At 61.8% G+C, this 12,363-nt stretch carries 11 protein-coding genes; 5 read left to right on the top strand and 6 right to left on the bottom strand.

All coding sequences use genetic code 11. The features are described 5' to 3' along the window. Nucleotides 1-35: 35 nt before the first annotated feature. From ACMKFF_RS02140 to ACMKFF_RS02120, 5 genes are all read right to left on the bottom strand, one after another. Nucleotides 36-1,292: a S1C family serine protease gene (locus ACMKFF_RS02140; protein WP_419495891.1), complete on the bottom strand. Its 1,257-nt coding sequence runs from the start codon at nt 1,290-1,292 to the stop codon at nt 36-38. Between the two features lie 93 nt (nt 1,293-1,385). Continuing rightward, nucleotides 1,386-2,666, bottom strand: coding sequence for a serine dehydratase subunit alpha family protein (locus ACMKFF_RS02135; RefSeq protein ID WP_418467979.1), 1,281 nt, complete (start codon nt 2,664-2,666; stop codon nt 1,386-1,388). Between the two features lie 851 nt (nt 2,667-3,517). Then, entirely contained in the window at nt 3,518-4,447 is a 930-nt protein-coding gene (gene arcC, locus ACMKFF_RS02130; protein WP_419495890.1) for a carbamate kinase, read from the bottom strand. A 25-nt stretch (nt 4,448-4,472) separates the two neighbouring features. Beyond that, nucleotides 4,473-5,666, bottom strand: coding sequence for a knotted carbamoyltransferase YgeW (gene ygeW / locus ACMKFF_RS02125; protein WP_349135764.1), 1,194 nt, complete (start codon nt 5,664-5,666; stop codon nt 4,473-4,475). 44 nt (nt 5,667-5,710) lie between these two features. After that, nucleotides 5,711-7,105 (bottom strand): YgeY family selenium metabolism-linked hydrolase, encoded by a 1,395-nt coding sequence (locus tag ACMKFF_RS02120; RefSeq protein ID WP_419495889.1) that lies wholly within the window; start codon nt 7,103-7,105, stop codon nt 5,711-5,713. Between the two features lie 344 nt (nt 7,106-7,449). Here ACMKFF_RS02120 and ACMKFF_RS02115 point away from each other — a divergent pair, with 344 nt between their 5' ends. The 5 genes from ACMKFF_RS02115 to ACMKFF_RS02095 all read left to right on the top strand — a co-directional run bounded on the left by ACMKFF_RS02115 (nt 7,450) and on the right by ACMKFF_RS02095 (nt 11,727). Continuing rightward, a complete protein-coding gene (locus tag ACMKFF_RS02115; RefSeq protein WP_419495888.1) occupies nt 7,450-7,710 on the top strand; it encodes a hypothetical protein in 261 nt (86 codons plus the stop codon). Next, a complete protein-coding gene (locus tag ACMKFF_RS02110) occupies nt 7,694-8,347 on the top strand; it encodes a helix-turn-helix transcriptional regulator (protein WP_349135761.1) in 654 nt (217 codons plus the stop codon). The genes ACMKFF_RS02115 and ACMKFF_RS02110 overlap by 17 nt, the downstream gene beginning before the upstream one ends. Continuing rightward, nucleotides 8,340-9,812 (top strand): pyridoxal-5-phosphate-dependent protein subunit beta, encoded by a 1,473-nt coding sequence (locus tag ACMKFF_RS02105; RefSeq protein ID WP_417323830.1) that lies wholly within the window; start codon nt 8,340-8,342, stop codon nt 9,810-9,812. The genes ACMKFF_RS02110 and ACMKFF_RS02105 overlap by 8 nt, the downstream gene beginning before the upstream one ends. A gap of 305 nt (nt 9,813-10,117) precedes the next feature. Further along, the gene (locus ACMKFF_RS02100) at nt 10,118-10,483 is read left to right on the top strand and encodes a hypothetical protein (RefSeq protein WP_419495887.1); all 366 of its coding nucleotides are present in this window, start codon (nt 10,118-10,120) and stop codon (nt 10,481-10,483) included. Continuing rightward, nucleotides 10,480-11,727, top strand: a complete 1,248-nt coding sequence (locus ACMKFF_RS02095) for a threonine synthase (RefSeq protein ID WP_349135757.1) — start codon at nt 10,480-10,482, stop codon at nt 11,725-11,727. The genes ACMKFF_RS02100 and ACMKFF_RS02095 overlap by 4 nt, the downstream gene beginning before the upstream one ends. Before the next feature lie 455 nt (nt 11,728-12,182). Here ACMKFF_RS02095 and ACMKFF_RS02090 read toward each other — a convergent pair. Beyond that, nucleotides 12,183-12,363, bottom strand: a 181-nt coding sequence (locus tag ACMKFF_RS02090; protein WP_419495886.1) for a hypothetical protein, incomplete at its 5' end; no start/stop codon positions are given.

Here is a 12,363-nt window from a genome sequence, read left to right as displayed (position 1 = left end):
AAAGAGAGGGAGGGCGATCTATGGAAGACATCGGATCAGGGCCGGGGACTGTCCTGCTCGGACGGCTCCAGCGCATTGGCCGATGTTGTTGGCTCTTCGTTCTGCACCGCATCGTCCTTGCTGTCAAACACGATGGGCAGGCGGAACGTCTTGCCGTAGCGCTCGATGGTGAGCGTCGCGTGCTGGCCGCCGCGGTAGTGCCGCAGCGCCGCGCTGAGGTCGGAAAGCGTGCGCACGGTGTAGTCATCAAGTGCAGTGATAAAATCGCCCTCGCGCAGGCCCGCATGGGCGCCGGCAGAATCCTCTGTGACATCCCGCACCTGCACCCGGCCGTTGCGGGCCGTGTTCGTCGAATAGACCGTGCCGACCATCACGCCGAGCTGGGCGCGGTTCGGCACGCGGCCGTATTCCCGCAGCTCCGAGAGGATCTCGCGGACGTCGTTGATGGGGATGGCAAAGCCGATGCCCTCGATCGTCGCGCCGGTGACGGTCTCGCCGGAATATTTCGCCGTCGTCACGCCGACGACATTGCCGCGCAGGTCGAACAGCGGACCGCCGGAGTTGCCGGGGTTGATGGCGGCGTCGAGCTGCATCATGCGGATGGATGGGCCGTCCAGATCGACGTCGCGGTCCTTCGCGCTGATATAGCCGACGTTCAGGCTGTAGTCCAGGTCGCCGAGCGGGTTGCCGATGGCAGCAACCTCCGTGCCGATGCGCAGCCGGTCGGAATCTCCGAGGCGCGCGTGGCGGTAGCCGCTGCCGTCGATCTTCAGCAGGGCGATGTCGCTGTCCTCCTCATAGCCGAGGAGCTTTGCCGTGTGCTCCGTGCCGTCATACAGCGTGACGGTGAGCTGCGTGCAGTCCTTGACGACGTGGTAATTCGTCAGGATCTCGCCGTCGCCCGTGAGGAGAACGCCCGAGCCGGTGCTGGCCTGCATGGTGTCCTTTCCATAGAGGTCCGTGACCGCGCTGAGGTTCAGCACACCGACGACGCAGGGCGCATAGCGCTCATAGAGCTGCGTCGGGGTCAATTCTCCCGCAGTCGAGGCCACACGCGCCGCGGAAGGCTCCGCGCCCGTGCTTTCTCCCCCGGATACGGCCGTCTGCTGACCGGCCGGCCGCATGGCCGCTCGCTCGCGGCCCTGCAGAAGCAGTCCCGTTGCCGCGCCTCCGGCGATTCCGCCGAGCAGGGCGCAGCATACAGCGAGAGCCACCAGCCGCAGGTGCTTTCTTCGTTTGCAGGCCAATACCGGCTCGCCTGCACCGGAGTCGATGCGCTCGTTATGCTCCATGGTGTTCAGCTCCTTGCTGTGCTTGTAGTATATCCGCCCGATATGTCCAAATTATGACGGACCGGAAAACGATTTTTGAAGGAACGCGGGCGTTCAGCTGCAGCGATCCTGCATGATATCGAGGATCGTGCGGTCCGTCTGCCGCATGCCCTGCTGCGCCAGCACACCGACCTTGGCGATCGTGTCGTCAACATTGCTGCCGACGATGCCCTCGCCGTGGCGGAATTCGCGGTGGTGCAGATACATGCGGTAGCCCATGATGCCCGCATCCACGGCAGCGGCGATCTTGGCCGCGCAGGACGGCTTCGCGCCGTCGCAGATGGTGCCGGAGAGGATGGCCACGGCGTTGACGACCGTGTGCGCCACGGCGTCATAGTCGCCGCCGAGCAGGTAGCAGATGCCCGCGCCCGCGCCGACCCCGGCGGAGATGGCCCCGCAGTAGGCGGAGAGGCGGCCGATGCCGGTCTTCTGGTGAACGGTGACAAGGTCGGAAACGGCCAGCGCGCGGTAGAGCTGCTCGCGGGTCGCGCCGATGTGGCGGGCATAGGCCACGACGGGCATGCAGGCCGTGATGCCCTGATTGCCGGAGCCGGAGAGGATGACGACGGGCATTTCGCAGCCGCTCATGCGGGCGTCCGAGCCCGCGGCCGCATAGGCCTTGGCCCGCTGCTTGATATCATCCCCGTAATCCTCCAGTAAAATGCGCCCGATCTGCGCGCCCCATGCGCCGCGGAGGCCCTCCTCGGCAATGGCGGAGTTGCAGCTGACCTGCGGCTCCAGCAGGGGCAGCAGGTCCTCGAGCGGCACCTCGGCCGCAAAGCGCAGGATGTCCGCCACGTTCAGCAGACTCTTGTCCGCGCGGTGCTCCTCGGCGGAGTCCACAACGGGCAGCTCGCGCAGCACCTCGCCGTCGCGCTCGAGGCAGACGATATTTGTGTGATGGTTCGTGATGCGCACGCGGGCCGTGTGACTGCCGCAGCTGCCGCGCAGGTCGATGTCGAGCTGGCAGGGGGAATGGCTGCAGGAGACGGCGATCTCCACCCGCTGCAGGTAAGCGTCCAGCTCCGCAAGCTGCTTCTCCGTCACGGCGGAGATGACCTGCAGGTCACGCGCCGCGTCGCCCGCAACGAGGCCGACGGCAATGGCGGGGCCGATGCCCTTGCGCCCGCCGGTGTTTGGGACGACGACGCTTTTGACGTTTTTCAGAATGTTGCCGCTGACGGCGGCGTCCACCCGCTCGGGCAATGCGCCCAGCAGCTCCCGAAGGGTCGCGGCGCAGTAGGCAATGGCGATCGGCTCCGTGCAGCCGGTCGCCGGGACGAGCTCCTCGCGCAGGATATCAAGATAATTCTGCAGGATCGACTGTTCCAGCATGTTGCCAGCTCCTTGTTTCGGTATTTTGGAAACGCCTGTGCAATGTTTACTAAGCTAATGATATCGTATTTTGCCGAAAAAGGCAAGAAAGAAAAACCGGTTCGCCGCAGGGCCTGGTGCTGCACCGGCGATACGCACAGGCTGCCGAAAAAAACATACAAACCGATTACGTCTGCAGCGGCGCTCAGGGAGCGCCGCTGCAGGTTTGGTGGCACTATCGTCGACCGCACCCGCCTTGTAGGGGAGCGGCATGCCGCTCCCGGCGCTGCACCGGCGCAATCAACAAGCTGCCGTTAAAATGGCAAATACTCCCGATTTGTCATTGCGAGGAGGCCGACGTGGCAATCTCGCAGTATCTTGCTGGATCACAGGAAAGGCATCGGCGAAGACGCAACCGGCTGCAGGAGATTGCCACGGCCCCGTTGGGGCCTCGCAATGACAAACTTGGAGGTGTGTGCGGTCGGCGTGAGTGCCTGGAAACTTGCAACTGCCCATGGCGCTCACTGAGCGCCGCTACAGACGCAATCGGTGCATGCCATTTTAACGGCAGCCGGTACGAACTGCAAGTGCCTTCCCGAGATTGCCACGTCGGCCTCCGGCCTCCTCGCAATGACAAACTTGGGGGGCCATTGCCTTTTTAACATTGGCCCGCACTTCCCGCCGGTGCGGTGGCGGGAGGGGACAGCCCGGCCCCTACAGCGCATGACCGGCGGCCTTGTGAAATTTTCCACTTTCCAGTTTCATTTCCCGCGTGCCGCTCCCCTGCATATGTGTTATCCCATATTGCAGAAGGGCCTGCTGCGGGGTTCATGCAGCAGGCCCTTTGCTCCCCGGGAAGGGAACAGACGATATCAGAGATGGACGACCGTACCGGCCTCGCCGCGGACGGCGGCTCCGGCCTGCGCGAGCGAGGCGATAATGGCCTGCCCGCCGGTCTTGGCGAACGAAACGGCAGCCCTGACCTTCGGCAGCATGGAGCCGGGGGCAAAATGGCCCTCCTCGCAGTAGCGCTCCGCTTCCGCAACGGTCATTTCCGCAAGGCTCTTCTGGTCCGGCTTGCCCCAGTTGATGCAGACGCGGTCCACCGCCGTCAGGATGACGAGGGCGTCGGCCTGCACGAGCTCTGCGAGCTTGGCGGAAGCAAAGTCCTTATCGATGACGGCGGGCGTGCCGTAGAGCTTGCCGTCCCGGCGCACAACGGGGATGCCGCCGCCGCCGACCGTGATCACGACGCAGCCGCCGTTGATCAGGGCGCGGACGGTGTTCTTTTCGATGACGTCCACGGGCTTCGGTGAGGGAACGACCTGGCGGTAGCCGCGGCCCGCGTCCTCGACCATGGTGTAGCCCTTTTCGGCGGCGATGCGCTCGGCCGTGGTCTTGTCATAGAACGCGCCGACGGGCTTCGTGGGCTTCTGGAAGGCGGGATCGTTCTCATCCACCAGCACCTGCGTGACGACGGTGGCGACGTCCTTCTGCAGGCCGCGCGCGGCAAGCTCGTTGCCGATGGCGTTCTGCAGGTGATAGCCGATGTAGCCCTGGCTCATGGCGCCGCACTCGGGGAAGGGCATATCGGACTTGATGGCGCCGGCCTCGGCGGCCGTGGCCATGCCCAGATTGATCATGCCGACCTGCGGGCCGTTGCCGTGCGCAATGACGACCTCGTTGCCCTGCTCGATGAGATCCACGATTGGCTTTGCCGTTTCCGTAACGAGGGCGAGCTGCTCATAGGGCGTGCTGCCCAGCGCATTGCCGCCCAGCGCGATGACGATGCGTTTTCCCATGGTAATTATCCTCCTGCTGTGCGGCTCAGAACATCTTGCGCTTGTTGTCGGCAGCGTCGAGCTCCATGAGAGCCTTGACGGGGTCCTTGACCTGCGCCAGGAAGATCATGGCGGCGATGATATACGGCTTGAAGGAGGCCTGCTTGTACAGCGGCACAAGATAGCGGTCAAACACGGAGTTGTCGACCTCGCCCTCCGGGCAGCTCAGGCCGGAGATGTCGGCGGGCAGGCAGTGCAGATACAGCGCCTTGCCGTCCTTCGTGAGCTTCATCATCTCCTCGCTGCAGGTCCAGTCCTTGTGCTCGGCGTTCTGCGCCAGCAGCTCCTTCTCCAGCTCGTCGATGCCCTTCTGGTCGCCCTTGACATAGAGCTCGGAGCGTCTTTCCATAGCCTGGAACGGAGCCCAGGACTTCGGATAGACGATGTCGGCGTCCCGGAAGGCTTCCTTCATGTCGTTCGTCTTGTGGAACTTGGAGCCGTACTTCTCGCAGTTCTTACGGGCGATCTCCTCGACCTCGGGGAAGACGTCGTAGCCCTCCGGATGGGCCAGCGTGACATCCATGCCGAAGCGGGTGAACAGGCCGATGACGCCCTGCGGAACAGACAGCGGCTTGCCGTAGGACGGGGAATAGGCCCACGTCATGGCGACCTTCTTGCCCTTCAGGTTCTCGACGCCGCCGAAGTAGTGAATGACATGCAGCATGTCGGCCATGCACTGCGTCGGATGGTCGACGTCGCACTGCAGGTTCACGAGCGTCGGACGCTGCTCGAGAATGCCGTCGCGATAGCCCTCTTCCAGAGCGTCCATGAACGTCTTCTGGTACTCGTGGCCCTGATGGATGTACATATCGTCGCGGATGCCGATGACGTCGGCCATGAAGGAGACCATGTTCGCAGTCTCGCGGACGGTCTCGCCGTGGGCGATCTGGGACTTCTTCTCATCGAGGACCTGCTCCTCCAGACCCAGCAGGTTGCACGCAGAGGCGAACGAGAAGCGGGTACGGGTGGAGTTGTCGCGGAACAGGGAGATGCCGAGGCCGGAATTGAAGACCTTCGTGGACTTGTTGCGCTCGCGCAGGTCGCGCAGAGCGTCGGCCACGGTGAAGACGGCGTCGATCTCGTCGTCCGTCTTGTCCCACGTCCAGTAGAAATCGGTCTTATACATGTTATTGATATGGAGCTTTTCGAGGTGTCTTGCCAGTTCAACAGTCTTACTCATGATCGTTCTCCTATTTTTTATTATATTTAGGGTAAGCAGAAAAATTACTTGATGTCGTTGCCGGTCAGCTCCTGACGGAACTCGGCCTCGGTGATCTTGTTTTCGGGCTTGTACAGGCCGGGAACGGCAGCGTAGAGCGCGGCGCAGACGACGAGATCCTGCTTCCAGGTGATCTCGTTCGGCGCATGGGCCTGCGACTCGGCGCCGGGCCCAAAGCCGACGCACGGGATGCCGTAGCGGCCCTGGATGGAAACGCCGTTCGTGGAGAACGTCCACTTGTCGGTCAGCGGGCGGCCTTCGCGCTCGGAGCGCGCGGTCTCGTCGGCCCAGAGGCGCTTATCGCCCCACAGAGCGTGGTGCGCGTCGACAAGGGCCTGCACATGGGCGGCGGATTCCTTGTTGATCCACGTCGGGAAGAAGCACTCCGTCTCATAGACGTGGCCGGTCCATGCGGGACGGTCATACATATACATCGAGACCTTGACGTCCTTGGCGTACTTTCTGCAGGCGGGCAGGTCCTCGATCTCCTTCAGGCAGGACTTGTAGGTCTCGCCTGCCGTCATACGGCGGTCGATGGAGATGGAGCAGGAGTCCGCAACGGCGCAGCGGGACGGGGACGTGTAGAAGATCTGCGACGTCGTGCAGGTGCCGCGGCCGAGGAAGCGCGCGTCTTCCCAATGCTCGGGGTTGTACTTCGGGTCGAGCATCTTGACAAGGCCCTTGATCTCCTTGTCATCGGCGGCGTCGTTCTCGTTGAGGTCGCGGACGTTCAGCAGGACCTCGGCCATCTTGTGGATGGCGTTGTCACCGCGCTCCGGAGCGGAGCCATGGCAGGAGACACCGTGCATGTCGACGCGGATCTCCATACGGCCGCGGTGGCCGCGATAGATGCCGCCGTCCGTCGGCTCGGTGGAGATGACGAACTCGATCTTGCTGCGGGCATCCTCCGGTCCGTTGAAATATTCATTGACGATGGACTGCCAGCACATGCCGTCGCAGTCCTCCTCCTGCACGGAGCCGACGACCATGATCTTATAGCCCTCGGGGATGAGACCAAGATCCTTCATGATCTTCGCGCCGTAGGCAGCGGAGGCCATGCCGCCCTCCTGGTCGGAGCCGCCGCGTCCGTAGATGATGTCGTCCGTCTCATAGCCCTCGTAGGGGTCGTTCGTCCAGTTGGCGCGGTTGCCGATGCCGACGGTATCGATGTGGGAATCGATGGCGATGATCTTCTCGCCCGTGCCCATCCAGCCGATGACGTTGCCAAGCTGATCGATCTCGACCCTGTCATAGCCGAGCTTCTCCAGCTCCTGCTTGATGCGCATGACGACGCCCTTTTCTTCGCAGCTTTCACTGGGGATGGCGATCATGTCCCGCAGGAAACGGCTCATGTCGGCACGATAGCCCTCGGCCGCACGTTTGATTGCTTCAAAATCCATCGTGGTACCCTCCATTATCTATTCATTCCGTACCGCAGTGCGGATATGCAGGCAGTCTGCGGTTCTCTGCTCCTATCTTACCATATCCTGCACAGAAGTCAAACAAATTTTTTTCAAAACAAAAAAATTTTGGAAAAAACAATTGATTTCTCCCGGCTATAATGGTATCATAGGGTCAGGAAAATCCAAATAGGGACGCTCTGACCGGCAAAAACCGGAAGTTCGTCATTCCGAGGAGCGAAGCGGCGTGGGGCTCTCAGGCACCATATTTCGCATTCGCCGGGGATCCTCAAAAATCCGGAATGATCCCGCGAGATTGCCACGGCCCCTTGCGGGGCCTCGCAATGACAAGCCTGACAGCGGGCAGTATGCGTGAGGGATTTCTTCCGAGTTTCCCAACAGGGAAGCTCGGAAGAAATCAGCAAGAGCAGATGGCGAGAGTTTTTTTGTCGAGTCGAGGTTTGGAAAGCGCAGGCGTACTTTGTGTACTCCAAGCCTTCCAAACCGATGAATTGGCAGAAAATATCCGGCATCTGCCGCAGAGGATTTCTTCAGAGTTTTCCCCCAAAAAAGAAAGGGGCGCTGCGATTGCTGAAACCGAATGAACTGGAAACGCTCCGCCAGATGGCGAGAGGCCTCGCGGCGCAGTTTGGAAGCAACTGCGAGGTCGTTGTGCACGAGATCTCGGAGCGCAGCACATCACACTCCGTCGTGGCGATTGAAAACGGCCATGTCTCCGGCCGCAAGCTCGGCGACGGTCCCTCACAGGTCGTGCTCGAGCAGCTCGGCAAGGACGGCCGCGCGCCGGAGGACCAGCTGTGCTATCTCACCCGCACGCCGGACGGCAAGCTGCTGAAATCGTCGTCTATCTACATCCGCGACGAATCCGGGCGCGTGTGCGCCATTTTCTGCATCAACTTTGATATTTCCGCGCTGGCCATGGCCGAGCAGGCGCTCGCCGGGCTGACGTCCGCCCACCCCGCCGGGGAGGAGACGCCCCGCATCACGCACAATGTCAACGACCTGCTCGACGATCTCATCGAGCAGTCCGACCGCCTCATCGGCAAGCCGGTCGCCCTGATGAGCAAGGAGGACAAGGTGCGCGCCATCCATTTCCTCAATGAGCACGGCGCGCTGCTCGTCACAAAATCCGGCGACAAGATCGCGAAACATTTTGGCATTTCCAAATACACGCTATATTCTTATCTTGACGTAAAAACTGGAGGAAAGAGCAATGATTGATCTTCGCATCAACAAGGAAGGCCTGAAGCACAACATCGAGAAGGCCAAGGAAAACCACATCATCATCCCGACCATCGCGCAGATGCAGAATCCGGACCTCATCCCGGAGAAAATCAAGGAAAAGCTGACCCATACCGGCCTGTGGGACGTCGACCCCGTCAACCTGTTCCGCATTTCCTGGCACAACGAGGCCAAGGAGTTCGGCGGTCTGTATCAGCACACCCCGAATTATGTGGAGATCCCCTCCAGCCTGTCCGGCGTGCCGTGCCGCATCCTTGCCATGTCCGGCAAGTGGTTCCCCACGGGCTGCCATAAGGTCGGCGCTTCGTTCGGCTGCCTGGCTCCGCGCCTTGTGACCGGTCAGTTCGACGCCACCTATCATCACGCCGTGTGGCCGTCCACCGGCAACTACTGCCGCGGCGGCGCCTTCAACTCCAAGCTGCTGGCCTGTGACTCCGTCGCCATCCTGCCGCAGGATATGTCCAAGGAGCGCTTTGACTGGCTGAAGTCCATCGCCGGTCAGATCATCGCCACGCCGGGCTGTGAGTCCAACGTCAAGGAGATCTTCGACAAGACGTGGGAGCTGAAGAAGGATCCGTCCATGATGATCTTCAACCAGTTTGCCGAAATGGGCAACCCGCTGTGGCACTACAATGTCACGGGCTACGCCCTGGCCGATCTGTTCGAGGCCGTGAAAAAGCCCGGCCAGCGTCTGGCCGGTGCCTGCTTCACCTCCGGCTCCGCCGGCACGATGTCCTCCGGCGACCTGCTGAAGGAGCGCTATCCCGGCATGAAGCTCGCCGTCGGCGAGGCTCTGCAGTGCCCGACCATTCTGGACAACGGCTTCGGCGGCCACCGCATCGAGGGTATCGGCGACAAGCACATTCCCTGGGTCCATAACGTGAAGAACACCGACATGGCCATTGCCATCGACGACGAGGACTCCCAGCGCCTGCTGCGACTGTTCAACTGCAAGGAGGGTCAGGAGTACCTGAAGTCCCTTGGCATGACGGACGAGCAGATCGAGAAGTTCACCTGGATGGGCATCTCCGGCATCGCCAACGTGCTGTGCTGCATCAAGATGGCCAAGTACTATGAGCTGACCGAGGACGACGTCGTCGTCACCGTTCTGACGGACTCCGCCGTCATGTACAAGTCCCGCGTGGAAGAGCTCAATGCCCAGCACGGCGCCTACTCCGCCTTCGAGGCCGAGAAGGACCATGCGCTGCATATGCTCGGCCTGAAGACCGACAGCATGCTCGAGCTGACCTACACGGAGCGCAAGCGCGTGCACAACCTGAAGTATTACACCTGGGTCGAGCAGCAGGGCATGAACGTTGAGGACCTCAACGCCCAGTGGTACGACACGAAGGGCACCTGGGACGCCGTCCATGCACAGGCGAAGGACCTCGATGCGCTCATCGACGCCTTCAACGACGAGGTCGGCATCCTCAAGACTCTGTAATTAGGGCAACCCCGCACAATTGCAGCTTCGGCCTTCGCCGGATATTTTTCGCCGATCCATCGGTTCGAAAAGTTTGAGGTATTGCGCAGCCGTTGGCGGCTTTGCCGCCTTACGGATGCGGCATGCCCCTTGCGGGTACACAAAGTACATCTGCACTTTTCAAACCTTGTCTCGACAAAAAATCTCTCGACGAATGCTCTTGCTGAATTATGCAGTGCTGCCTTAGAATCTTAGAATTTTGACAATCAGCCCGTGCCGGGGTGGGTCATCCCGCTCCGGCACGGTTTTTCACCCACGGAGGCCCCATGAAACCATTCCGGAACTGTCTGCGCGATGCGCTCGCGCCGCTCATCCCGGCCGTGCAGGTCGCGCTGATCCTAGCGGCGTCCATCGGCAATGTTCTGATCGCCGCGGCGATCTTTCTGAACGCCAAAAAGCTCGGCGCGCTCTTTCTGCCGGCGCTGGCGCTTTACTTTGTGCTGCTGACCGTCCTGCTGGCTGCGATCCTGCGCCGCCGGGAGCTGGATCGGCTGCACGCCCTTGTCGGCGACGAGCAGTTCTATGAATGGTACCCCCGGCAGCGCCGCCGGGACGAGCGCCGCCGTGCGCGGATGAAACGAGCTCTGGAAAAACACGACCGGAAAGCCCGGAGAAAGGAACCGAAGCGATGAACCATGTAAAATGCGGCCGCTGCGTGCGCTGCGGCCGGGAATATCCCGCCGTTCCGAATCTGACGAACTGCGAATGCGGCGGCATCCTCGACATCATCTATGACTATGACCGGATCAGGACCGTCCTGACCCGCGAGACGCTGAAGAACCGCACGGAGCGCTCCATGTGGCGCTACCGTGAGCTGCTGCCCGTCGAGCCGGAGACGCCCGCGCCCCCGCTGCGCGTCGGCTGGTCGCCGCTGTATGAGGCCGACCGCCTTGCAAAGGAACTCGGCATTGCGAAGCTCTGGGTCAAGGACGACGGCCAGAACCCCACAGCCTCGCTGAAGGACCGCGCCTCCGCCATGGCCGTCGCCAAGGCGCAGGAGGCAGGCGCGCATGTCATCGCCTGCTCGTCCACGGGCAACGCTGCCTCGTCCCTCGCGGGCAACGCTGCGGCCGCCGGGCTCCAGACGTTTATTTTCGTCCCGTCCCGCGCGCCGAAGGGCAAGGTCGCCCAGCTCATGACGTTCGGCGCGACCGTCATCTCCGTGCAGGGCAGCTATGAGGACACGTTCGAGCTGTCGAAGCAGGCCATTGACCGCTGGGGCTGGTACAACCGCAATGCAGCCATCAATCCCTACCTCTCCGAGGGCAAGAAGACGGTCGCCTATGAGATCGCCGAGCAGCTCGACTGGCAGATGCCGGACTTCATCGCCATTTCCGTCGGCGACGGCTGCACGATCGCCGGTCTTTGGAAGGGCCTGAAGGACCTTCATGCCGTCGGCCTCATCGACCGTCTGCCGCGCCTCATCTCCGCGCAGGCCGAGGGCTGCTGCCCCATCAACCGCGCCATTGCGGAAAATCGCCCGTGGGAACCCATGGAGGAGAACACGCTGGCCGACTCCATCGCCGTCGGCGTGCCGCGCAATGCGGACAAGGCGCTCATGGCCATCCGCGAGTCGAACGGTCTGGTCGTGAACGTCTCCGATGCCGAGATCATGGCGGCGCAGAAGCTGCTCGGCCGCACCTGCGGCGTGTTCGGCGAGCCCGCCGGTGTGACCGGCACGGCCGGTGTGAAAAAGCTGTGCGAGCAGGGCGTCCTGCCGAAGGACGCGACGGTCGTGTCCGTCGTGACCGGCAACGGCCTGAAGGACGTCGCCAATGCCATCAAGGCCTGCGGCGAGCCGATCTCCATCCCGTCCGATATGGACCTGCTGCTGCGCGCCTTTGACGAGCACGGCATCAATGCCGATGTGAAATAAGATGTTGCAAACAGCCGTGCTGCGGGAGAAACCGCAGCACGGCTGTTTTGATCGTAAAATTGCAAGAGACGGGGATCGGCAGTGCGTTGTAGGGGAGCGGCATGCCGCTCCCGGCGCACTGCTGTCGGTCGGCACAGGCTGCCGATAAAATGGTGAGCACCAATTGCGTCTGTAGCGGCGCTCAGGGAGCGCCTTGCGGACTTGCAATATCAGTGGCATGGATTCTATGGCGTAAGCCCCCCAAGTTTGTCATTGCGAGGAGGCCAAAGGCCGACGTGGCGCCCTGAGCGCGCAGCGCGAGGAAGTGCCCTTGGGGTGCAATCTCGCAGTACCCGGTTGAATAACAGGGAGACCCCGGCGAAATCGTAACTGCCTGCACGAGATTCCCACGTCGCTTCGCTCCTCGGAATGACAATTCGGGGGCCGTTACCGTTTTAACGCTAGGGAACCTCTGATTAAATTGCAAGAGCGGTCAGCGAGGGATTTTGTTCCAAATTGAGGTTTGGAAATTGCAGGAATACTTTGTGTACCCACAAGGGGCATGCCGCATCCGTAAGGCGGCAAAGCCGCCAACGGCTGCGCAATATTTCAAGATTTTCAAACCGATAAGTTGGGGCGAAAGACCCGCTGAGCGCC

This window comes from Faecousia sp. (assembly GCF_048519415.1).
Taxonomy (GTDB): domain Bacteria; phylum Bacillota; class Clostridia; order Oscillospirales; family Oscillospiraceae; genus JAZOXB01.
Note: the sequence above shows the minus strand (reverse complement) of the source record. Positions and strands in the feature narration are given on the sequence as shown.